General features: G+C 70.3%; 19 protein-coding genes. 14 read left to right on the plus strand and 5 right to left on the minus strand.

The annotated features are described in order from the left end of the window. Nucleotides 1–56 precede the first annotated feature (56 nt). From LXM50_RS10515 to LXM50_RS10540, 6 genes are all read left to right on the plus strand, one after another. Nucleotides 57–1,391: an ABC transporter substrate-binding protein gene (locus tag LXM50_RS10515; RefSeq protein ID WP_233311270.1), complete on the plus strand. Its 1,335-nt coding sequence runs from the start codon at nucleotides 57–59 to the stop codon at nucleotides 1,389–1,391. Then, entirely contained in the window at nucleotides 1,391–2,398 is a 1,008-nt protein-coding gene (locus LXM50_RS10520; RefSeq protein ID WP_233311271.1) for a carbohydrate ABC transporter permease, read from the plus strand. The genes LXM50_RS10515 and LXM50_RS10520 overlap by 1 nt, the downstream gene beginning before the upstream one ends. Then, a complete protein-coding gene (locus LXM50_RS10525; RefSeq protein ID WP_233311272.1) occupies nucleotides 2,395–3,276 on the plus strand; it encodes a carbohydrate ABC transporter permease in 882 nt (293 codons plus the stop codon). Before LXM50_RS10520 ends, LXM50_RS10525 begins: the two co-directional genes overlap by 4 nt. A 1-nt stretch (nucleotide 3,277) precedes the next feature. Then, entirely contained in the window at nucleotides 3,278–4,552 is a 1,275-nt protein-coding gene (locus LXM50_RS10530) for a 6-phospho-beta-glucosidase (RefSeq protein WP_233311273.1), read from the plus strand. Beyond that, on the plus strand, nucleotides 4,540–5,589 hold the full coding sequence (locus tag LXM50_RS10535) for a BadF/BadG/BcrA/BcrD ATPase family protein (protein WP_233311274.1): 1,050 nt from the start codon (nucleotides 4,540–4,542) through the stop codon (nucleotides 5,587–5,589). Before LXM50_RS10530 ends, LXM50_RS10535 begins: the two co-directional genes overlap by 13 nt. Before the next feature lie 117 nt (nucleotides 5,590–5,706). Next, nucleotides 5,707–6,303 carry an antibiotic biosynthesis monooxygenase gene (locus LXM50_RS10540; protein WP_233311275.1) on the plus strand — a complete coding sequence of 199 codons (597 nt, stop codon included), beginning with the start codon at nucleotides 5,707–5,709 and terminating at the stop codon, nucleotides 6,301–6,303. An 80-nt stretch (nucleotides 6,304–6,383) separates the two neighbouring features. Here the strand turns inward: LXM50_RS10540 and LXM50_RS10545 are convergent, their stop codons facing one another. From LXM50_RS10545 to LXM50_RS10565, 5 genes are all read right to left on the minus strand, one after another. Beyond that, nucleotides 6,384–7,511, minus strand: a complete 1,128-nt coding sequence (locus tag LXM50_RS10545) for a bifunctional 2-methylcitrate synthase/citrate synthase (RefSeq protein ID WP_233311276.1) — start codon at nucleotides 7,509–7,511, stop codon at nucleotides 6,384–6,386. 33 nt (nucleotides 7,512–7,544) lie between these two features. After that, on the minus strand, nucleotides 7,545–8,456 hold the full coding sequence (gene prpB, locus LXM50_RS10550; protein ID WP_233311277.1) for a methylisocitrate lyase: 912 nt from the start codon (nucleotides 8,454–8,456) through the stop codon (nucleotides 7,545–7,547). Continuing rightward, on the minus strand, nucleotides 8,456–9,982 hold the full coding sequence (locus LXM50_RS10555; RefSeq protein ID WP_233311278.1) for an MmgE/PrpD family protein: 1,527 nt from the start codon (nucleotides 9,980–9,982) through the stop codon (nucleotides 8,456–8,458). The genes prpB and LXM50_RS10555 overlap by 1 nt, the downstream gene beginning before the upstream one ends. Next, nucleotides 9,979–10,728: a GntR family transcriptional regulator gene (locus LXM50_RS10560; RefSeq protein WP_233311303.1), complete on the minus strand. Its 750-nt coding sequence runs from the start codon at nucleotides 10,726–10,728 to the stop codon at nucleotides 9,979–9,981. The genes LXM50_RS10555 and LXM50_RS10560 overlap by 4 nt, the downstream gene beginning before the upstream one ends. A gap of 96 nt (nucleotides 10,729–10,824) precedes the next feature. Then, the gene (locus LXM50_RS10565) at nucleotides 10,825–11,805 is read right to left on the minus strand and encodes a DMT family transporter (protein ID WP_233311279.1); all 981 of its coding nucleotides are present in this window, start codon (nucleotides 11,803–11,805) and stop codon (nucleotides 10,825–10,827) included. Between the two features lie 39 nt (nucleotides 11,806–11,844). Between LXM50_RS10565 and LXM50_RS10570 the strand changes: the two genes are divergently transcribed. The 8 genes from LXM50_RS10570 to LXM50_RS10605 all read left to right on the plus strand — a co-directional run bounded on the left by LXM50_RS10570 (nucleotide 11,845) and on the right by LXM50_RS10605 (nucleotide 20,360). Continuing rightward, nucleotides 11,845–12,381, plus strand: a complete 537-nt coding sequence (locus LXM50_RS10570) for a CGNR zinc finger domain-containing protein (RefSeq protein ID WP_233311280.1) — start codon at nucleotides 11,845–11,847, stop codon at nucleotides 12,379–12,381. A gap of 197 nt (nucleotides 12,382–12,578) precedes the next feature. Next, nucleotides 12,579–13,856 carry an ABC transporter substrate-binding protein gene (locus tag LXM50_RS10575; protein ID WP_233311281.1) on the plus strand — a complete coding sequence of 426 codons (1,278 nt, stop codon included), beginning with the start codon at nucleotides 12,579–12,581 and terminating at the stop codon, nucleotides 13,854–13,856. Nucleotides 13,857–13,951: 95 nt separating this feature from the next. After that, nucleotides 13,952–14,887, plus strand: coding sequence for a carbohydrate ABC transporter permease (locus tag LXM50_RS10580; RefSeq protein ID WP_233311282.1), 936 nt, complete (start codon nucleotides 13,952–13,954; stop codon nucleotides 14,885–14,887). Then, entirely contained in the window at nucleotides 14,887–15,804 is a 918-nt protein-coding gene (locus LXM50_RS10585; protein ID WP_233311283.1) for a carbohydrate ABC transporter permease, read from the plus strand. Before LXM50_RS10580 ends, LXM50_RS10585 begins: the two co-directional genes overlap by 1 nt. 2 nt (nucleotides 15,805–15,806) lie before the next feature. Continuing rightward, nucleotides 15,807–17,750, plus strand: a complete 1,944-nt coding sequence (locus LXM50_RS10590) for a hypothetical protein (RefSeq protein WP_233311284.1) — start codon at nucleotides 15,807–15,809, stop codon at nucleotides 17,748–17,750. Then, entirely contained in the window at nucleotides 17,747–18,529 is a 783-nt protein-coding gene (locus tag LXM50_RS10595; protein WP_233311285.1) for a ribonuclease activity regulator RraA, read from the plus strand. Before LXM50_RS10590 ends, LXM50_RS10595 begins: the two co-directional genes overlap by 4 nt. Continuing rightward, nucleotides 18,499–19,527: an aldo/keto reductase gene (locus LXM50_RS10600; RefSeq protein WP_233311286.1), complete on the plus strand. Its 1,029-nt coding sequence runs from the start codon at nucleotides 18,499–18,501 to the stop codon at nucleotides 19,525–19,527. The genes LXM50_RS10595 and LXM50_RS10600 overlap by 31 nt, the downstream gene beginning before the upstream one ends. After that, nucleotides 19,527–20,360 carry an amidohydrolase gene (locus tag LXM50_RS10605; RefSeq protein ID WP_233311287.1) on the plus strand — a complete coding sequence of 278 codons (834 nt, stop codon included), beginning with the start codon at nucleotides 19,527–19,529 and terminating at the stop codon, nucleotides 20,358–20,360. Before LXM50_RS10600 ends, LXM50_RS10605 begins: the two co-directional genes overlap by 1 nt. Nucleotides 20,361–20,363 lie beyond the last annotated feature (3 nt).

A 20,363-nucleotide genomic window follows, 5' to 3' on the forward strand; every position in this document is an offset into this window, starting at 1 on the left:
GCCCCGGGGCCGGTCGTCGCCGGCCCGGATCCATGTTCATGAACAGAGAGGTTCACATGAAACGCCACACCCGGCTCCGGATCGGAGCCATCGCCGCGCTCTCCGTCACCGCCGTCGTCCTCGCCGGCTGCTCCAGCGGGTCCGACACCGCTGTCGCCGCCAAGGCGCCCGACCATCTGTCCGGCACGGTCACGCTGTGGGAGTTCTTCAGCGACCGCGAGGCGGGCGTCGTGCAGTCCGTCATCGACGACTTCCACAAGAAGTACCCGGATGTGAAGGTCGACGTGCGCACCGGTCAGGAGGACGACAAGATCATCAAGGCGATCGCCGCCGGTAGCGATCTCGACGTCGCGATCTCCGGTGCCGTCGACAACGTGGGCGCGTTCTGCTCGTCCGGAGCGCTGCGCGACCTCACTCCTTACATCGCGCGTGACGGCGTCGACCTCTCACAACTGTCCGACGTCGCGCGCAGCTATACCTCCTTCGGCGGCAAACAGTGCGCGCTGCCGATGCTCGCCGACGTGCAGGGCCTGTACTACAACACCGACCTGCTGCAGGCGGCGGGCTACAGCGCCCCGCCGAAGACGCTCGGCGAGCTCGAGGAGATGGCGGTCAAGCTCACGACCTACAACGCCGACGGATCCATCAAGACCCTGGGCTTCAACCCGCTGATGGGCGCCTACGAGAACGCGCCCACCGTCTTCGGCGCCGCCGCGGGTGCGGAATGGATGGAGGACGGAAAGAGCGCGATCGCGTCCTCCCCCGGCTGGAAGGACCTGATGACCTGGCAGAGGAGCTTCATCGACAAGATCGGCTACGACAAGCTCAAGGCCTTCACCGCCGGTCTCGGCGACGAGTTCTCCGCGGGGCAGGCGTTCCAGACCGGCCAGCTCGCGATGAACCTCGACGGCGAGTGGCGCGTCGCATTCCTCGCCGATCAGGCGCCCGACGTGAAGTACGGCGTCGCGCCGTTCCCCGTGCTGGACGGCCATGAGGATCTCTACGGCGGCGGGTACTCCTCCGGGACGATCGCGGGCGTCTCCAAGGGCTCCAAGAATCCCGAGGCCGCCTGGGCTCTGCTGCACTACCTGACCTTCGACACCGACGCGGTCGTGAAGCTCGCGAACGGCCTGAAGAACGTCCCGACCACGAAGGATGCGCTCGCCTCCTCGAAGCTGGACCTCCCTGAGCAGTTCGGCACGTTCCTCGACATCGCGAAGAGCCCGCACCTGACCTCGATCCCGGCGACCGTGATCGGCAGTGCGAACCAGGTCGCGCTCTCCGGCTATTGGACCAAGTACCAGTCCGGCGGCGGTGGCGACATCGACGCGGGCCTCAAGAAGGTCGACAAGGACATCGACGACCAGCTCGCGCTGAGCGAAGGCCCGTGATGACCGCGACACTCGCTCCGGGGCGTGCGGCGACTCCTCCGCACGCCCCGGTGCCCACCGCCCGACACCCGCGCGGATCCGCCGCCCGCCGTCGCCGCTGGAGCATCGCCCTGATGCTGGCCCCCACGCTCCTGGGCCTCGCCGTCTTCTTCGTGTACCCGCTCGCGGCGAACCTCTACTTCTCGTTCACGCGGTACGACCTCGTCTCAGCACCGCAGTGGAACGGGCTGAACAACTACGTCTACTTGTTCACCAAGGATCCGCGCATCGTCACGGCCGCCCTGAACACCCTGTGGTTCGTCGTGATCCTGGTGCCGGTGCGGATCGTCTGCGCCCTCGCCGTCGCCGGCCTTCTGCTGCGCGCCCGCAGCGCCGGCGGGATCTGGCGCACGATCTTCTATCTGCCCGCACTCGTGCCGCCCGTGGCGTCCGTCGTCGCGTTCGTGTTCCTCTTCAACCCGGGAACCGGTCCGGTGAACCTCGTGCTGAAGAGCCTCGGCATCCCCGGCCCGCTCTGGTTCAACGACCCGGCGCTCGCGAAGCCCTCGCTCGTACTGCTGGGGGTGTGGGTGATGGGCGACGTCATGATCATCCTGCTCGCCGCTCTCCTGAACGTGCCGCGCGACCAGTACGAGGCCGCATCGCTCGACGGGGCGAACGGCCTGCAGAAGGTGCGCTTCGTGACGATCCCCTCGATCGCCCCCGTGCTGCTGTTCGCTCTGGTGACCGGCATGATCGCGGCCCTGCAGTACTTCACCGAAGCGGCCGTGGCCTCCGGCGTCGCATCCGGCCGCTCCGGCGCCGCCTCCGGCGGGCTGGCAGCCGACATCGGCTATCCGGAGGACTCGCTGCTCACCTACACGCAGTGGCTGTACGTGCGCGGGTTCGCGAACTTCCAGCTCGGCTACGCGGCAGCGATGGCCGTGGTGCTGTTCGTGGTGGCCAGCGTGTTCGTCGCCCTGCTGCTGCGCAAGGCGCGGGCCTTCTCCCCGGAGGACTTCTCATGACCGCGACCGCGCTCATCACGACCGGATCCGCACGCCCGCCGCGTCCGGTGCGGGGCGGCCGGAGGGCGCTCGTCTGGATCGCCGACCACACCGTGCTCTCCGTGCTCGCGGTGCTGTTCCTCGCCCCGATCCTGTTCGTGCTGTTGACCTCGTTCATGTCGAGCCGGCAGACGCTGACGGCCTCGATCTGGCCGCAGCCCTGGGATCTCTCCAACTACGTCCGCGCGTTCACCCAGGTGCCGCTGGGCCTGTGGTTCCTGAACTCGGCGTTCTACGCGGTGCTCGCGACGGCGTTCATGCTGGTCTCCTCGGTGCCCGCGGCCTACGTGCTCGCGAAGATCCGCTTCCGGGGCGCGAACATCATCTTCCTCGCGATCATCGTCGCGATGCTGCTGCCGCCGCAGGTGACGATCGTCCCGGTGTACGTGATGTTCGCCAAGCTCGGGCTGACCGGCACGCTCTGGCCGCTGATCCTGCCCAATCTGCTCGGCGATGCGTTCTCGATCTTCCTGCTGCGACAGTTCTTCCTGACGATCCCGACCGCCTACGCCGACGCGGCGCGCATCGACGGCAACGGCGAATGGGGCGTGCTCTGGCGGGTGATGGTTCCGATGACGAAGCCCGGCATCGCGTCGGCTGCGATCTTCCTGTTCTTCAACTCGTGGAACGACTACTTCGGGCCTCTCCTCTACGCCTCGGAGAATCCGTCGGCGTGGACGGTCGCCTACGGACTGTCCACCTTCCACGGCACGCACGGCACCGACTGGGGCACGACCATGGCCGTGACGATGCTCGTCACGATCCCCGTCGTCATCGTGTTCTTCTTCGCCCAGCGCGTCTTCGTCGAGGGCATCAACCTGACCGGCGTGAAGGGCTGACATGAAACTCACCGTCATCGGAGGCGGCTCCACCTACACCCCCGAGCTCACGGATGGCTTCTCCCGGCTGCGCGACCTGCTGCCGATCGACGAGCTCTGGCTCGTGGATCCGGACGACCACCGCCGGGAACTGGTCGCCGGCGTCTCGCGGCGCATGTTCGCGCGCGCCGGGCACCCCGGTCGGATCAGGGCGACCGCCGATCTCGTCGCGGGCGTCGCGGATGCCGACGTGGTGCTGATCCAACTGCGGATCGGAGGCCAGGCCGCCCGGCTCGGCGACGAGACCTGGCCGCACGAGGCCTGCTGCATCGGGCAGGAGACCACGGGCCCGGGCGGACTCGCCAAGGCACTGCGTACCGTTCCGGTCGTGCTCGAGGTCGCCGAGGCCGTGCGCCGGCATGCGAAGCCCGACGCCTGGATCGTCGACTTCACGAACCCGGTCGGGATCGTGACGCGCGCACTGCTCGAGGAGGGGCATCGCGCGATCGGCCTGTGCAATGTGGCGATCGGATTCCAGCGCCGCTTCGCCCGGATGCTCGGCGCGGATCCGGACCGGATCCGCCTGGAGCACGTCGGCCTGAATCACCTCACCTGGGAGCGCGGGGTGCTGCTCGACGGATCCGACGTGCTGCCGACGATGCTGGACGAGCGCCTGTCCGAGCTCGCGGACGAGGTGGAGCTGCCCGCCCCGCTGCTGCAGAACCTCGCGATGGTGCCCTCGTACTACCTGCGGTACTTCTACGCCCACGACCGCGTCCTCGAGGAGCAGCGGCACGAACCGCCGCGCGCCGAGAAGGTGCTGGAGGTCGAGCGGGAACTGCTCCGGCTGTACGCGGATCCGGCCGTCGACGAGAAGCCGGCGATCCTCGCCGAGCGCGGGGGTGCGTTCTATTCGGAGGCGGCGGTCGACCTCATCGCCTCGCTGCTCGGCGATCGCCGAGACGTGCAGGTCGCGAACCTGCGCAACGACGGCACGCTGCCCTTCCTTCCCGATGACCACGTCGTCGAGGTATCGGCCACGATCGGCGCCGCCGGCCCCGTCGCGGTGCCCGTCGCTCCGCTGCCGGCCGACGTGCAGGGCCTGATCGGCCACGTCGCGGGCTACGAACGGCTCGCGCTCGACGCGGCCCGGCACACCGGATCCGCCGACCGCGGGCGACAGCTCGTCGAACGCGCACTGCTCGCCCACCCGCTCGTCGGCCAGTGGGATCGCGCGGAGAAGCTCGCCGACCTGCTGATCGACCACAACCGGGATCACCTCGCGTGGGCGCGGTGAGCGGCACGGCGGTGCGGACCGGACAGGGCCACCCGGCGACGCACCCCGGAGGGATCGTCGTCGCCGTCGACGGCGGCGGCACCAAGACCGACGCCGTCGCCCTCGATGGGACGGGTGCGGTCGTGGCCCATGTGCGTCTGGGCGCGTCCGATGTGCACCCCGGACGGGAGGGGGAATCGGCCTCGGTTGTGGACGAGGCGGTCCGGAGGGTGCACGCCGAGGCCGGAGGGGGGCCGCTGCTGAGGGTCGGCGTGTTCCTCTCCGGCCTCGATCACGAGGACGAGTTCGCGGCCTTCCGCGCGCGGATCCGTTCGCTGCCGTGGTTTCTCGGCGAGGACGGCGTCGAGGCGCACGTGGAGAACGACATGTTCGCGCTGCTGCGCACGGGCACGCTCGCGCCCGACGCGGTCGCCGTCGTCTGCGGCACCGGGCTCAATGCGATCGGCGTGCGCGGCGACGGGACGACGGCCCGCTTCCTCGCCTGGGGGGCCGTGTCCGGCGACTGGGGCGGCGGGTCGGACATCGGCGCCGAGGCGCTGCGTCTGGCCGCGCGGGCGCTCGACGACCGGGGACCTGCGACCGTGCTGGCCAGGGTGATCCCCGGGCATTTCGGACGCGCCGACCTCACCGCCCTCATCGAGGACGTGCACTTCGGCCGCCTTCCGGAGGAGCGGCTGGCCGAGCTCGTACCCGTCGTGTTCGCGGCGGCCGGCGGCGGCGACGTCGTGTCGCGCGCGCTGGTGCAGCGCCAGGCCGAGGAGATCGTCGCGATGGCTGCGAGCGCCGCCCGGCGGCTGGGGCTCGAGCAGGATCCGATCCCCGTGGTGCTCGGCGGCGGAGTGCTCGCGGCGCGCCAGCCGCTGCTGCTGGACGGCGTCGTGCAGGGGCTCGCCTCGGCGCTGCCCTCGGCCGTTCCGACCGTGGTCGACGCCCGGCCCGTGGTCGGCGCGGGGCTCACGCTGCTGGAGCAGCACGGCGCGACGGACGACGTACTGCGCCGCGCCCGTGCGGCGCTCGAGCGCACCGTGCCCTCCTGAGCCGGGCGCTGCCGACGGACCGACGCACCGGGGCGGCCGACATCCGCAACATCCGGGAAACACGGGATGCGTACACTCGGGGACGCCACAAGCACGCACTCCCCCGAAGGACCCACCATGTCCGGTACGCCGTCATCCGCGCCCATCACCGTCTCGATCCGCCGCGAGGTCGACCCCGCCCGCATCGCCGAAGCCACCGCCTGGGTGCAGACCGGGGTGAATCTCGCCAGCGGCCATCCCGGCTTCCTCGGATCCGGCTGGGTGCGCGACGGGGAGGACTCGCACCACTGGCACATGCTCTACCGCTTCGCCGACGAGGCGGCCCTCGACGCGTGGGAGGCCTCGAGCGAACGCGCCTGGTGGCTGTCGATGGGCGAGGGCTTCGTGCGCAGCGAGCGCACCCGGCGGCGCACCGGGATCGAGGGCTGGTTCGACGAGCCGTCGACCGAGACGATCTCGCTGCCGACCTCGACCGGCACGACCACCGTGATGGTGGCGCCGTCGCCGCCGCGTTGGAAGCAGGCCGTGTCGATCTGGCTCGGATTCTTCCCGGTGAACCTGGTGTTCACGTACCTGATGAGCCCCGTGCCCGGCTGGAACGGCCTGCCGATCTGGCTGCGCGTGCTCGCGACCACGATCGTGCTGACGCCGATCATGACCTACTGGGTGCTGCCGTTCGTGACGCGCAGCCTCCGGCGCTGGCTGGCCCGCTGAGACGTCGCCCCTGTTTCAAAGAGCGCAAATGGCTGCATCTGCGGCCAGAAAGGCGCCATTTGCGCTCTTTGAAATCGGGATCAGGCCTCGATGTGCCTCTCCGGCACGCCGTCGTAGGCGGACAGCGGACGGATCAGCGCATTCGACGCGGCCTGCTCCATGATGTGCGCCGTCCAGCCCGTGATGCGCGCCGCGATGAACAGCGGCGTGAAGATCTCGGTCTCGAAGCCGAGCAGGTGGTATGCCGGCCCCGACGGATAGTCGAGGTTCGGGTAGATGCCCTTGCGCGCGACGAACTCGGCCTCGAGCGTCTTGTACAGCTCGGCCAGATCCGTGCGGCCGGTGTCGGCGATGAGCCGGTCGAGTGCCGCCTTCATGGTCGGCACGCGAGAATCACCGCTCTTGTAGACCCGGTGGCCGAAGCCCATGATCTTGCGCTTGTTCGCCAGCGCGTCGTCGAGCCACGGCACGACCCGGTCGGCGGATCCGATCTCCTCGAAGATGTGCATCACGGCCTCGTTCGCGCCGCCGTGCAGCGGGCCCTTGAGCGCCCCGATCGCACCGACGACCGCGGAGTACAGGTCCGCCGTGGTCGAGGCGATCACACGCGCGGTGAAGGTCGAGGCGTTGAAGGAGTGCTCGGCGTAGAGCACCATCGAGATCCGGAACACGTCCACGGCAGCATCGGACGGGAGCACCCCGAACGTCATCCAGAGGAAGTTCGTCGAGTAGTCGAGGTCGGGCCGCGGATCGATCGGCGCGAGACCCCAGCGGCGGCGCTGCACGGCGGCGACGATCGTCGGGATCTGGGCGAGCAGATAAACGGAGCGGCCGAGGTCGAGCTCGCGATCGGTCCAGCCGCCGGGGCGGTTCAGGCTCGGATCGAACGTGCCCAGCTGGCTGACCGCCGTCCGCACGACGTCCATCGGGTGCGCGTCGAGCGGGATCAGGTCGAGCAGGGCGAGAGTGCGCGGATCCAGCGGACGGAACGCCCTCTCCTGCGCCTCGAACGCGGCCAGCTGCTCGGGCGTCGGCAGCTCGCCGTTCCAGAGCAGGTATGCGACCGCCTCGAACGGCTGGGTCGCCGCAAGCTCCTGGACGGGGTACCCGCGGTAGAGCAGGCTGTTGGTCTCCGGGTTGACCTTCGAGATCGCCGTCGTGTCGACGACGACGCCCGCGAGGCCCTTCTTGATGTCGGGGTCGCTCATGTCACTCCTTCGTGCGCGGTCGCCGAGACGGGCTCAGAGACCGAGTTCCTTGTCGATCGTGAAGTTGAAGACGTTCGTGTCGAAGTGGTTGTAGGACTCGTAGTCGATGAGGTCGTACAGATCCGCCCGGTGCTGCATCTCGCCGAGCTTCGAGGTCAGATGCCCCTCCTCGTTCAGAGTATCCAGCGCGCGCCCGGTCGCCCCCATCGCGATCCGCAGCATCGAGACCGGCCAGATGACGATGCTCACGCCGGCGTCCTTCAGCTGGGACGAGCTGAACAGCTCGCTCTTGCCGAACTCGGTCATGTTCGCCAGGATCGGCACGTCGAGTTCGGAGGCCATCCGCTCGAACTCGGCGAGCGTGCGCATCGCCTCGGGGAAGATCGCGTCCGCCCCCGCGTCGACGAGGGCTTTGGCCCGGTCGACGGCGGCGTCCATGCCCTCCACGGCGCGGATGTCGGTGCGCGCCATGATGAGGAAGTTCGGATCCCGCCGCGCGTCGACGGCGGCGCGGATGCGCTTGGTCGCGGTCGACTCGTCGACCACGGCCTTGCCGTCCAGGTGCCCGCAGCGCTTGGGGTTGATCTGGTCCTCGATGTGCGTGCCGGCCAAGCCCGCGTCCTCGAGCGTCTGGATCGTGCGGGCCACGTTCATCGGCTCACCGAATCCGGTGTCGGCGTCGATGATGGCGGGCAACTCGGTCATCCGGGCGATCTGCTGCCCTCGCCCCGCCACCTCGGTGAGGGTGGTGAGGCCGATGTCGGGCAGGCCCAGATCGGCCGAGAGCACCGCGCCGGAGATGTAGACCCCGTCGAAGCCCTTGCGCTCGATGAGCCGGGCGCTCAGCGGATTGAACGCACCGGGGAAGCGCAGCAGCTCCCCCGCGGCGAGCCGCTCGCGCAGGATCCGCCGCTTCTCCGCGGCCGGCGTGGTGGAGTACAGCATCAGAACAGGCCCTTGGGCGCCGGTGCCGTGGCGAGCACGCCGGGGGCGGCGACGATCGACAGTGCCGCGACCTCGTCCGCGGCGAGTTCGGGCAGGCGCTGCACCAGCTCCAGGAAGCGCTCGATCTCGGCGGGCTCGAGCACCGGCTCAGCGAGGATCCGGAACTTGCGGATATAGTCCTCGCGGGCGAACGGCCGCGCGCCCAGCGGATGCGCATCCGCGACCGCGATCTCGTCGGTCACCGTCTCGCCGTTCGTCAGGCGGATCTCCACTCGGCCGCCGAACGCCTTCTCGGCCGGGTCGATCGAGTGGTAGCGCCGGGTCCACTCCGGGTCCTCGGCCGTGGTGATCTTGTGCCACAGGGCCACGGTGTCCTCGCGCTGCGCGCGCTCGGGCGCGTAGGAGTCGACGTGGTGCCAGGTGCCATCCTGCAGGGCGACCGCGAAGATGTACGGGATCGAGTGGTCCAGCGTCTCGCGGGAGGCGTGCGGGTCGTACTTCTGCGGATCGTTCGCCCCGGATCCGATCACGTAGTGCGTGTGGTGGCTGGTGTGGATCACGATCGAATCGATGTTGGCCGGATCCGCCAGCTCGGGCCGCTCGTTGTGCAGCTTGCGCGCCAGATCGATCCAGGCCTGCGCCTGGTACTCGGCGGAGTGCTCCTTCGTGTAGGTGTCGAGGATCGCGCGCTTGGACTCGCCGGCCACGGGCAGCGGCACGTCGTAGGACGCGTCGGGACCGTCGAGCATCCAGGCGATCACGCCGTCCTCGCCCTCGTAGATCGGGCTCGGCGAGGTCTCGCCGCGCATCGCCCTGTCGACGGCTTCGACCGCCATCTTGCCGGCGAATGCCGGGGCGTGCGCCTTCCACGTGGAGATCTCACCCTTGCGGCTCTGCCGCGTGGCGGTCGTGGTGTGCAGCGCCTGGCCGACCGCCTGGTAGATCGTCTCCACGTCGAGGCCGAGCAGTGTTCCGATGCCGGCGGCGGCCGAGGGACCGAGGTGCGCGACGTGGTCGATCTTGTGCGCATGCAGGCTGATCGCCTTCACGAGGTCGACCTGGATCTCGTACCCGGTCGCGATGCCGCGGACGAGCGCGCGACCGTCGGAGCCCACGTGCTGTGCGACGGCGAGGATCGGCGGGATGTTGTCGCCGGGGTGCGAGTACTCGGCGGCGAGGAAGGTGTCGTGGTAGTCGAGCTCGCGCACGGCGACGCCGTTCGCCCACGCCGCCCACTCGGGGCTGGTGCGGCGCTCGAGCGCGCAGCCGAACACGGTGGATCCGGATCCGTTCACCGAGACGGGGTGGTCCAGCGCCTGCTGACGGGCGGCGCTGACGGGGGCGCGGGTGAGCGAGGCGGCGGCGACGGACGCGTTGTCGATGACGCGGTTGATGATCATGTCGACGACGTCGGCGTCGACCTCGACCTCATCGGCGGCGATCTCCGCGATGCGCCAGGCGAGCTGCCCCTCGCGGGCGAGCTGCTCGTCGCTGCGATGCACACGGAGGTGGTGGGTGACGGTCATGCTCTGGCCTTCTTTCCGGATGGGGTCGTTGAGCGGGCACCGGCGGAGCCGGCGTTCGTTGAGTGAGCCGAAGGCGAATCGAAACGCTGAGACGAAACGCGGTGGTCTTCCGCGCCGGTGAGCGAGTCGAGGATGCTCGCGAGCGCGTTGTGCAGGTGGACGTGGGTGGCGTGCGCGGCGAGGTCGCCGTCCCCGGATCCGATCGCCTCGGCGATCAGGCGGTGCTCGCCCGCACTGGCGGCGAGGCGGGCGGGTTTGTCCCGGGCCATCCGGCGCACGCGCACGAGGTGGGTGCGCACGGTGCGCAGCGCCGCGGTGAGGTAGTCGTTGCCGACGGCGGCGTCGAGCGCCTCGTCGAAGCGGGCGATGAGCGCGTAGTACCGCGCGCGCCCCTCGTCGTCGCCGAGCGCTTCGGCGGCCTGGGCGAAGCGCTCGGCCAGGCCGGTGAACTCGGTGCGGTCGGCGGCGGCTGCGGCGGCGCGCGCGGTGCTCTCCTCGAGCGCCCGGCGCAGCGCGAACAGGTCGCGGATGTCGTCCGCGTCGATCGCGGCGACCACGGTGATGCGCGGCGAGAGCTGCTCGACGAGTCCGTCCGCGGTCAGCCGGCGCAGCGCCTCACGCAGCGGCGTGCGGCTCACCCCGAGGCGCTCGGCCTGCTCCACCTCGGCGAGCACGGTGCCGGCGGCGAGGGATCCGGACTGGATCTCCTCGAGCAGCGCACGGTAGGCGAACTCGCCCGCGCGCATCCCCTCCGCGACGATGGTCATGCACTCAGTGTATGCACAAACACTGTCGAACGGCGATGTCTCCGGGGAAATCTCCTAGTTCGTATACATTGAGCGTCAACTCAGCGACGCGACAGGCTCCCGAACCGCATCCGGATCCACCTCGTCGACGACGGGCTCGCCGAGCTTGACCAGCACCACGCCGACGAGCACGAGCGCGCCGCCGAACGCCTGCAGCAGATCGGGGAGCTGACCGAGGAACAGCCAGCCGAACAGCAGCGCGGCGATCACCTCGGAGAGGGCGACGAACGATGCGAAGCGGGATCCCAGCCGCCGTGTCGAGACGATGCCGAGCACGTAGGCGAGGGCCGTGGCGATCACACCGACCGCGAGCACCGGTACGAACCACGGCAGCGTGCCGAACCGGTAGGTGACATCGTGGGTGTTCCAGGCCATCGGCAGAATCCCGGTCGCGCCGGCGACGCTCAGCCCGATCGCGCCGATCAGCAGGCCGAGCCCGGCGAGCGCGATCGGCGGCAGGCCGGTGTCGCTGCGCCCCGAGAGCAGGAAGTAGGTCGCCGCGCCCACCATCGCACCGAGCGCCCACAGGATCCCCACGGGGTCGATCCGGGATCCGGTGAAGATCTCCAGCATGAGCACGAGTCCGACGAATGCGACGACGGCGCCGACCATGCCCTTGGCGCCCGGGCGCTCCCCTCGCCGGAGCCAGAGCCAGAGCACCACCGCGATCGGCGCGGTGTACTCGATGAGCAGCGCGAGGCCGACGTCCATCACGGCCACCGCCTGGAAGAAGCACAGCTGCGCCGCCGTGACCGCGAGCAGCCCGTAGACGAGGATCATGCCGGCGTTCTTGCGCACCATGCCCCAGCGGCCACGCAGGGCCAGCAGCGTCGGCACGAGCAGCACGAGTGCGGCGACCCACATCCGGACGGTGACGGCCGCACCGGGACTCCAGCCCGCATCCATGAGGCCGCGCGCCCACGCGCCGCTCATCCCGAAGGACAAGGCCGCGCCGAGCGCGAAGATCAGCCCGGAGCGCACTCCCGCGGCGCGCGTGTCATTTGCCACTGTGCTCATGACATGTGACACTACTCGTCCGAGATGTAAGCTGTCAACATGATCTTCACCGATGACACCGAGGAGACCCTACGGGCCGCCGTGTGGCTCGTGAACTCGGCCGAGGATCCCGACACGCTCACCTCGCTCAGTGACGAGGCGACCTTCCTCGGCGAATTCGGATACACCGGACGGATCGACCGCGACGACGCCGAGCTCGCAGGGCTGCGGGAGATCCGCCCGCAGCTGCGCACGATGCTGCTCGCCCCGCGCGACGACATGGCGGCGGCCGTCAACGCCGCCCTCGCCGGCGTCTCCCTCGCGCCACGACTGGCCCGCCACGGCGATGTGGACTGGCACCTGCATGCGGTCGCCGACGACCATCCGCTCCCCGAGCGCGTGATCGTGGAGACCGCGATGGCCCTGATCGACGTGATCCGGGCCGAGGAGGGATCGCGCATCTCGATCTGCGCCGACGACACGTGCGAGGCGCTCGCGCTCGACCTCTCCCGCAACCGCTCCAAGCGCTACTGCTCCACGGCCTGCGCGAACCGCAACGCCGTCGCCGCCTACCGCGCGCGCCGCGCCGAGAGCTGACGCACCCTCCCCATCGAGGCGCCTCACCGAGCACGCCCTGTGGCTCGCGCTCGAGCGGACGAGTGGAAGGCTGGGCGGAGTCGGTCGGCGCGCACTGTCGGGAAAACGCTTACTGGATTCTGTGGATCCCTTCACAAACGATTATCGATTAGTGTATCGTCGCGGATGCCCCCCACCCGCATCAGGAAGGATCAACGATGATCAAGGGCCGCCTCATCCCCGTCACCGGCATCGCCGCGATCGCCGCCGTCGCGCTCGCCGGTTGCAGCGGCGCCGCCGCCCCCGCGAGCTCCGACGCCTCCGGCACCGAGAAGGTGACGCTGCACGTGCTCGTGAACGTCACCCCGAACCTCACCGAGGAGTACTGGAACTCGCTCGTCAAGCCGTTCGAGAAGAAGAACCCGAACATCGACGTCGTCATCCAGAACCCCGGCGCCGAAGGCGTCGCCGCCGCCGTCCCCCGCCTGCTCGCCTCGGGCGACGCCCCCGATGTCGTGCAGTCGCTCGCCCCCACGGCCGAGCTCGCCCCCGAGCTCGTGGACCTGTCGAAGTACGCCTGGGCCAAGAAGGGCCCGCTCGCCGATCAGTACTCGATCGACGGCAAGAACTACATGGCCGGCATCGGCTTCCAGCTGCAGAGCCTCGTCTTCTACAACAAGAAGGCGTTCAGCGACGCGGGGATCACCACCCCGCCGAAGACCGTCGACCAGCTCACCGACGATCTGGGCAAGATCAAGGCCGCCGGCTGGGACGTGCCCGTCCAGACGGGTGGCGACTGGATGACCAGCCACACGCTCCAGGTCCTGGGACTGCCCACCATCGTGTCGAAGGATCCGAAGTTCTACCAGGACATCTCCACCGGGAAGACCACGTTCACCAAGGCGTACGGCCCCGCGGTCGAGACCTACGCGGACTGGGTCTCGAAGGGCTACATCCCGAAGGACGCCCTGGGCATCAAGTACCCCGATGCCGAGCAGGCGTTCCTCAGCGGCAAGAGCGCGATCTACACGATGGGCAGCTGGTTCGTCGGCACCCAGGCGAAGGCGACCGACTCGGCCGACATCGGCGTGTTCCGCGCTCCGGCGGAGAAGAGCTCCGAGACTCCGGCGATGGGGGCGAACATCGCGAGCCCCTACTCGATCCTGAACTCGAGCAAGAACCAGGATGCGGCGGCCAAGCTGATCGAGTACCTCACCACCGACAAGACGGCGGTCACTTCGCAGCTCAAGGTCGACGGCAACTTCCGCGACGGCTACGAGTACGAGATGACCCCGCTCGGCGAGGAGCTGCAGAAGATCGTCTCCGACACGAAGGCCGCGTCCTACACGCCCACCGGCGGCGGCTACGGCGAGCGCACCATGCCCGCCGGGTATTCCGGTGAGATCAACACCCAGACCCAGGCGCTGCTCGGAGGGACCTCCGCCGCAGATGTGCTCAAGAGCATGGACGACTGGTTCGCCGCGAACGCGAACTGACGGCGGGAAGCGACGAGATCGTGACGATGACACGTTCGAACGGGGGCGGGACGACCACCGCCCGCCCCCGGGCCACCGCACAGGAGAGGACACCCATGGGCCGGACGCCGAGCCTCATGGCCGCCCCCGCGCGCCGGCCGGTGAGCGCTGCACGGCGCCTCCGGCGCGCCCTCCCCGGCTTCCTGATGAGTGCTCCGGCGGTGGCGGTGTTCATCGCCATGTTCGTCATCCCGATGATCCTCGCCTGCGTGCTGAGCTTCACCAACTGGAACGGGTACAGCCTGCGCTTCACGTTCATCGGCTGGGACAATTACGTGCACGCTTTCCGCAACCCGCGCTCGATCCAGGCGGCGGTGTTCACGGGCGTCATCGCGATCACCGGCACCATCCTGTGCAACGGAGTCGGGCTCGCGATCGCCGCCCTGATCTCCGGATCCGGTCGCGCCAACGCGATCCTGCGCACCGTGTTCTTCTATCCGTATGTGATCAGCGGGCTGATCATCGGCTTCCTGTGGTCGGCGATGCTGGCCCCGCACGGCGCCGTGAACGGGATCCTCGAGGCGGTCGGCCTCGGTCCGCTGCCCTTCCTCACCGACCCGACCTTCGCGAAGGCGAGTGTCATCCTCACGATCGTGTGGTCGCATTTCGGCTTCAACATGATCCTCTTCCTCGCCGGCATCAAGTCGGTGCCGGCCGAGTACTACGAAGCCGCGACCGTCGACGGCGCGAGCCGCGGGGAGCAGTTCCGGAGCATCACGTTCCCCCTGATCGCTCCCGTGTTCACCGTCAACCTGGTGCTCACCCTGGTCGGGCTGCTGAAGGCCTACGACGCCGTGCTGGCGCTCACCGACGGAGGGCCCGCGGGCTCCACGCAGACCATCGTCTATCAGATCCTCAAGGACTCGTTCGCACGCTCCGCCCTCGGGCTGGGAGCTGCGCAGTCCGTCGTCCTGCTCATCGTCACGGCGGCGGTGGGCCTGGCCGTGACCCTGGTCCGCCGCCGTGCCGAGCAGAAGGTCGTGGACGACTGATGAGCACCGCCACCAGCCTCAATCCCGCCGTGCGACCGCCGCGCACCCCCCGGCGCACGCGCCACGCCGCAGGCCGCACGCGGGCGCCGCTCTTCGCTCGTCTCGCCCGGTGGATCGTGCTGACGATCGTCGCGGTCGTCATGATCGTGCCGCTGTACACGATGGTGATCAACGCCTTCAAGCCGCAGAAGGAGATCATCGAGAATCCGCTGCTGATCACGCCGCAGAGCTTCACGCCGGAGTTCCTCTGGGCCGCCATCACGAGCAGCAAGTTCAACGTGATCGCCGCCTACGGCGTGACGCTGCTCTTCGTCGTGCTCGTCAACGTGTTCTGCATCCTGCTGTCGGCGCCGGTCGCCTACGTGATCGCTCGCGGGCGCTCGAAATGGCACATGGGCCTGCTGCTGCTCTTCGTCTCCGGGTTGTTCATCCCCGGACAGGTCACCCTGATCCCTGTGGTGTTCGTGCTGCGCGTGCTCGGGCTCATCAACACGATCCCCGGGTTCATCCTGTTCGAGACGGCGGCCACCCTGCCCGTGACGATCTTCCTGTTCTCCGCCTACCTGCGGTCGGTGCCGCGCGACATCGATGAGGCGGCGGCACTCGACGGAGCCGGCCGGATCCGTGCCTTCTGGACCTGCATCTTCCCGATCATGAGGCCGGTCGTCGCCACCATCGTGGTGCTGAACTCCATCGGCGTGTGGAACGACTTCGTGAGCCCGCAGATCATCCTGGGCCCCGGATCGGGGATCTACACGGTCACGACCGGCGTGTACGCCGCTGTCGGCGAGTTCTCCACCGACTACACCCAGGTGTTCCCGACGCTGCTGCTCGCGATCGCACCCGCGCTGGTCTTCTTCGTCCTCATGCAGAAGCACATCATCGGCGGACTCGCCGCCGGAGCCACGAAGGGCTGACGATGACGGATCCGATCACCTCGCCACTGCGCGCGATCCCCGCCTGGGCGGTGCTGCAGCGCCGCCTCTTCGACGAGGTCGAGGCTGCCCGGCGGCTGTTCGCCGAGCGCTACACGCGGCCCGACGGACGCCTGCGCGGCGTCGCGGAGTTCGAGGACCGCGACGGCGTCGACGACCTGTACGAGCCCTTCTTCAATTGGCCGGCGTTCTACGCCCTCGGCGGCGCGGATGAAGCGCTCGCCGACGCCAAGCGATGCTGGGAGGGCGTGACCGCGCAGCTCACCGAGGCCGGCATGCTCACCGGGGAGTACGAGAACGGATACGACTGGTTCCACCAGGGCGAGTCAGTGCTGCTGTTCGCCGGCATCCGAGCCGCCGACCCGTCGGATGCGGCCTTCGCCGAGCGCGCGCGGCGCTTCGCGGCCCTGTTCACCGACCCGGCGCACGGCAACTACGACGCCGAGCGCAACATCATCCGCGCCCCGCACAACGGCGCGCTCGGCGCCCGGGCCGGTCTCGAGGATCCGCAGCCGGAGGGAACCCCGCACGCAGGCGGTGTGCGCCCTTATTCGGCAGATCGCGCCGAGATGCGCCCCTACGGCCTGCCGATCCACGGGCTCGACGGGATCACGACGTGGGACGACCTGGCCGACCCCGCGAACGCGCAGCGGATGGCGGACGAGATGCAGCGCCGCGCAGCGGGCGACGTCCCGGTGAACCTCGCCGCCACCTCGCTGCCCGCGCTGCGCTGGCTGGACGATGCCGACGACGCATCGGCGGCCTGGATCCGCCGCTACGTCGAAGGCTGGCTCGCCCGTGCCGACGCGAACGGCGGGCTGCTGCCCGACAACGTCGGCCCCGACGGCACGGTCGGCGCCCTGCAGGAGGGGCGATGGTGGGGCGGCCACTACGGATGGACCTGGCCGCACGGGTTCCACTCCGTCGCCATGAGCGCCCTGATCGGCGCGCTCAACCACTCGCTCGTCACCGGCCGCGACGACGCCCTGGATCTGGTGCGGCCCGCACTCGACGCCGTGCTGGCGCAGGCGATCACCGGATCCGTGGAGGACTCCACGTACAGCCTGCGCGGCGGCTGGCGCGCGCGCCTCGGCGCGGCCGCCGCGGCACCCGGCCTGCTCGTGCCGTACCGGTACGGCATCGACGGCTGGTTCGACTTCGGACCGCTGCAGCTCGACGTGCCGGTGTGGTTGTGGTGGTGGAGCCGAACGACGACCGACCGCGCACTGCTGGACCTCGCCCGCGCGGGTCTGCCTGCGCAAGCCGACCTCGTGGCGCCGTTCCGCGACAAGGAGGAGGCAGGGCACGAGGCCGGGTGGGTCGCGTACCTCAGTGGTGAGCTGCCCGACTACCCGGAACGAGCGCTCGAGATGGCGCTCGGCCAGGTCTCACGCCGCGTGGCGATGATGCTCGGCGACGATACCGACCCTGACGCGTCGCACCTGCACTTCTGGCAGCGCGTGAACCCCGTGGTCACCGAGGTGCTCACGCAGCTCGTCGGCGGAGCCCCGCAGATGCTCTACAACGGCGGCCTGCCGTTCACGGCGCTGCGCTACGAGGACGTCGACCGCGCACGCCCCGGACTCCCCCGCGACGTGGCGGCGCTCGTGCACCGCATCGACGACGCGGGCATCGGGCTGCGCCTGGTCAACACCTCCGTCGTGCACGCCCGCACCGTGCGGATCCGCGGCGGCCGCTTCGGCGCCGACCGGATCGTGCGCGTCTCCGCGACCGCGGAGACTCCGGGGGCGTTCCCCGGCGCATCCGGTTCCTATCGTGCCCCGGCGAATCCGGCGCGCACCACCACCTGGAGCTGCGACGACGACCTCGTCGTCACCCTGCCGCCGGCGCACGCCGCCGACCTCGACCTGATCATCGCCCGCGGGGCCGGAACGCCCCGCCTGCACCCTTCCGGAGGAGACGCATGAGCGCCGACCTGATCCGCCCCGATTTCGCCCTGCCCGTGCGCGGCGGCGCCTACGCCCGCCCGCCCCGCGGCCTCATCGACGACTTCGGCGGCGTCTCCTCGGCCACCGCGTGCGCCAAGCTGCACGGCCTGGGCATCCGGCACAGCTACATCGACGGCCCCGAGCCGCTGACGGCCGGCAGCCGCGTGGTCGGATCCGCCCTCACCCTGCAGTTCATGCCGCAACGCGAGGACATGGCATCCGGGCAGGGGCAGGAGTACGCCGAGCGGCACACCGCGCTCTGGCACGTGCTGGAGGCCGTGCAACCGGGCGACGTGCTCGTGATCCAGGCCTACGGCAGCCGCTTCTCGGGCTGCATCGGCGACATCCTCGCGCGCTACTTCGCGCGCAAGGGCGGCGCGGGGATCGTCGTGGACGGGCGGATCCGGGACGCGGGACGCATCCGGGAGCTCGGCATCCCGGTCTGGTCCACGGGCACGACGCCGCACTACGCCTCGCAGTCGGAGCTGGTGCCGTGGGCCTACGACGTGCCGGTGGCCGTCGGCGGCGCGCTGTGCATGCCCGGGGACCTCGTCGTCGCCGACGACGACGGGTCGGTGGTCGTGCCGCAGGCGATGGCCCGCCAGGTGATCGACTCGGCGCGCGATCATGAGGAGTGGGAGGTGTTCAGCCGCACGCGTCTCGACGAGGGCGCCCGGCTGAGCGACTACTACCCGCTCACCCCCGACACCCGCGAGGAGTACGAGGCATGGCGTTCCGTGCAGAGCTCCGTCCGCTGAACCCGGCCCCCGTCCGCGGCGTCCCGCTGCGCGACGATCTCGGGCTCGGCTGCGCCCCGATCGGCAACCTCTACACGCCGGTCGCCGACGCCGACGCCGTCGCGACGGTGCGCGCGGCGCTCGACGACGGCGTGCGCTACTTCGACACGGCGCCGCACTATGGCGCCGGGGAGAGCGAGCGGCGACTCGGGATGGCGCTCGAGGGCGTGCCGCGGGACGCCTACGTGATCGCGACCAAGGTCGGCCGGCGGATCGTCGACGCATCCGGGGATCCGGTTCCCGGATCCGCGACCGGCCAGGACACGGTCGCCGACCTCAGCCGCGACGGCGTGCTGCGCAGCCTCGACGCGAGCCTCGAGCGCCTGCGCACCGACCGGATCGACCTGCTGCACCTGCATGACCCGCTCGACGTCGAGGCCGGCCTCGACGGGGCGATGACCGCGCTCGCGGAGCTGCGCGAGCAGGGGGTCGTGCGGGCGATCGGCGTCGGGCTCGGCAAGCTGCCGCCCCTGCTCCGCTTCACGGCCGAGGCGCCGGTCGACGTGATCATGGAGGCGGGGCGACTCACCCTGCTCGACCGCACGGCGGAGGAGGAACTCATGCCCCTCGCCGACGAGCGCGGGATCGGCGTCATCGCCGCGGGTGTCTACAACACCGGGATCCTGGTCGCGCCCGAGACCGCGCCGTACTACGAGTACAGGCCCGCACCGCCGGCTCTCGTCGCGCGCGCCCTCGCGCTGCAGGACGCCTGCCGCGCGCACGGGGTGGAACTGGCGACGGCCGCCGCGCGGTTCCCGCTGGGTCGCGGCGCCGAGGCCGTCGTGATCGGCGCACGCACGCCGGCCGAGGTGCACGCGTTCGCCCGCGGCCGCGACGTCGCGATCCCCGAGGAGCTGTGGCTGGAACTGGACCGGATCGCCCTGGCTCCGGCTGCACCCTCGCGCACCGGGACCTCGCCCCTCGGGGCAGCTTCTCCGGCGCCGTCCTCCGGACGCTGATGCGGATCCTCGACGCGCACGTGCACCTGTGGGACGTCGACGCCGTGCCGATCCCGTGGTTCCGCGACGATCTGGGCCTGCCCCGGCGCGCGCTGCCGCACGCGCTGGGCGCACTGCTTCGTGCGGCGGGCGTCGCGGGCGCGGTCGCCGTGCAGGCCGCGGACTCCGTCGCCGAGGCCCGCTGGCTGACCGCGATCGCCGCGACGGACCCGCTCGTGCACCGGGTGGTGCTGCAGTACGAGCCGGCACCGCGCCGACCGCTCGGCCTGACCGCGGCCGTGCCGGATGTCCTCCCGGCGGACCCCGACACCACCCGCACCACCGTCGCCGGGATCCGCGCGGCCGTCCCGCAGTTCGCCGCCGACCTCTCCGACGTCGCCGGCCTCGACGATCTCGCCACGGCGGCGGGCGACGCCGGACTCGTGGTGGAGCTGCTGCTGCGGCCTGAGCAGCTGCGGGGCGCGACGGCGCTCGCGCATCGGCACCCCGCCACCGCATTCGTGGCATGTCATCTGGGGCTCGGGACGGCGGAAGCGGATCGGCCCTGGTTCGCCGACCTCGCCGCCCTGGCCGCCGAGCCGAACGCGCACGCCAAGACCTCGGGCCTGGTGCACCCCGACCGGTCGCAGGCAGAACTGGCGCGGATCCTCTCCGCAGCCGTCGACGCCTTCGGCGCCGACCGCCTGATGCACGGCAGCGACTGGCCGATCTCGGCGCGGCACACCCCGTACCCCGATGTCGCAGAACGCATCGCCGAGGCGCTTCCCGCCCTCGCCGCCGCCGACGCTGAGGCGTTCTGGTCGGGCTCCGCCGCCCGGCTGTACCGGCTCTGACGC

The sequence above is a fragment of the Microbacterium sp. Au-Mic1 genome (assembly GCF_021341785.1).
Classification (GTDB): domain Bacteria; phylum Actinomycetota; class Actinomycetes; order Actinomycetales; family Microbacteriaceae; genus Microbacterium.

Coding starts and splice junctions, on each gene's coding strand:
- LXM50_RS10515 (WP_233311270.1), top strand. CDS start 57: ATGAAACGCCACACCCGGCTCCGGATCGGAGCCATCGCCGCGCTCTCC.
- LXM50_RS10520 (WP_233311271.1), top strand. CDS start 1,391: ATGACCGCGACACTCGCTCCGGGGCGTGCGGCGACTCCTCCGCACGCC.
- LXM50_RS10525 (WP_233311272.1), top strand. CDS start 2,395: ATGACCGCGACCGCGCTCATCACGACCGGATCCGCACGCCCGCCGCGT.
- LXM50_RS10530 (WP_233311273.1), top strand. CDS start 3,278: ATGAAACTCACCGTCATCGGAGGCGGCTCCACCTACACCCCCGAGCTC.
- LXM50_RS10540 (WP_233311275.1), top strand. CDS start 5,707: ATGTCCGGTACGCCGTCATCCGCGCCCATCACCGTCTCGATCCGCCGC.
- LXM50_RS10545 (WP_233311276.1), bottom strand. CDS start 7,511: ATGAGCGACCCCGACATCAAGAAGGGCCTCGCGGGCGTCGTCGTCGAC.
- prpB (WP_233311277.1), bottom strand. CDS start 8,456: ATGCTGTACTCCACCACGCCGGCCGCGGAGAAGCGGCGGATCCTGCGC.
- LXM50_RS10555 (WP_233311278.1), bottom strand. CDS start 9,982: ATGACCGTCACCCACCACCTCCGTGTGCATCGCAGCGACGAGCAGCTC.
- LXM50_RS10560 (WP_233311303.1), bottom strand. CDS start 10,728: ATGCGCGCGGGCGAGTTCGCCTACCGTGCGCTGCTCGAGGAGATCCAG.
- LXM50_RS10565 (WP_233311279.1), bottom strand. CDS start 11,805: ATGAGCACAGTGGCAAATGACACGCGCGCCGCGGGAGTGCGCTCCGGG.
- LXM50_RS10570 (WP_233311280.1), top strand. CDS start 11,845: ATGATCTTCACCGATGACACCGAGGAGACCCTACGGGCCGCCGTGTGG.
- LXM50_RS10575 (WP_233311281.1), top strand. CDS start 12,579: ATGATCAAGGGCCGCCTCATCCCCGTCACCGGCATCGCCGCGATCGCC.
- LXM50_RS10580 (WP_233311282.1), top strand. CDS start 13,952: ATGGGCCGGACGCCGAGCCTCATGGCCGCCCCCGCGCGCCGGCCGGTG.
- LXM50_RS10585 (WP_233311283.1), top strand. CDS start 14,887: ATGAGCACCGCCACCAGCCTCAATCCCGCCGTGCGACCGCCGCGCACC.
- LXM50_RS10590 (WP_233311284.1), top strand. CDS start 15,807: ATGACGGATCCGATCACCTCGCCACTGCGCGCGATCCCCGCCTGGGCG.
- LXM50_RS10595 (WP_233311285.1), top strand. CDS start 17,747: ATGAGCGCCGACCTGATCCGCCCCGATTTCGCCCTGCCCGTGCGCGGC.
- LXM50_RS10600 (WP_233311286.1), top strand. CDS start 18,499: ATGGCGTTCCGTGCAGAGCTCCGTCCGCTGAACCCGGCCCCCGTCCGC.
- LXM50_RS10605 (WP_233311287.1), top strand. CDS start 19,527: ATGCGGATCCTCGACGCGCACGTGCACCTGTGGGACGTCGACGCCGTG.